A 989-nucleotide genomic window follows, 5' to 3' on the forward strand; every position below is an offset into this window, starting at 1 on the left:
CGCCGATCAGGCGGCGGCGGCCGCCAAGAATCTGTCGCTGATCACCGACGTCTTCCTGCGTCTGATCAAGATGATCATCGCGCCCCTGGTCTTCACCACCCTGGTGGCGGGCATCGCCCACATGGAGGACGCCGCCTCGGTCGGCCGCATCGGCGTCAAGACCATGACCTGGTTCATCGGCGCCTCGGTGGTGTCGCTGCTGCTGGGCCTGATCATGGTGCAGATCCTGCAGCCGGGCGCCGGGATGCACCTGCCGCAGGCGGCGCTGGCGACGGCGCCGGCCGCCTCGACCGACGCCTTCTCGCTGCACGGCTTCGTCACCCACCTAGTGCCGACCTCGATCTTCGACGCCATGGCCAAGAACGAGATCCTGCAGATCGTCGTCTTCTCCCTGTTCGTCGGCACGGCGGTCGCGGCGCTGGACGACAAGGCGCCGGCGGTGCTGAACCTGGTCGAACAGGCCGCCTCCATCATGCTGAAGGTGACCGAGTTCGTGATGAAGCTGGCCCCCCTGGCCATCTTCGCCGCCCTGGCCTCGACCATCGCCACGCAAGGTCTGGAGATGCTGGCCGTCTACGCCAAGTTCGTGCTGGGCTTCTATGGCGCCATGGGCGTGCTGTGGGGCCTGCTGTTCCTGGCCGGCGCCGTGGTGCTGGGGCGTCGCGTCCTGCCCCTGTTCAAGGTGATCCGCACCCCGGCCCTGCTGGCCTTCTCGACCGCCAGTTCGGAAGCCGCCTATCCGCGCATCCTCGACGCCCTGCCGACCGTCGGCGTGCGCCGCCGCATCGTCAGCTTCGTCCTGCCGCTGGGTTACTCGTTCAACCTCGACGGCTCGATGCTCTACTGCACCTTCGCCACCATGTTCATCATGCAGGCGCACGGCGTGCACCTCAGCGTCTCGCAGCAGGTCTTCATGCTGCTGCTGCTGATGGTGACCTCCAAGGGCATCGCCGGCATTCCGCGCGCCTCGCTGGTGGTCATCATGGCGA

The 989-nt window shown here is 67.1% G+C and carries 1 protein-coding gene; it reads left to right on the forward strand.

What is annotated here, in order from left to right; translation table 11 throughout:
* Positions 1–989 (forward strand): dicarboxylate/amino acid:cation symporter (locus tag B3K53_RS07385; protein WP_292083526.1); only part of this gene is annotated, 989 nt, incomplete at both ends.

It is taken from the genome of Brevundimonas sp. UBA7506 (assembly GCF_002479495.1).
Lineage (GTDB): Bacteria > Pseudomonadota > Alphaproteobacteria > Caulobacterales > Caulobacteraceae > Brevundimonas.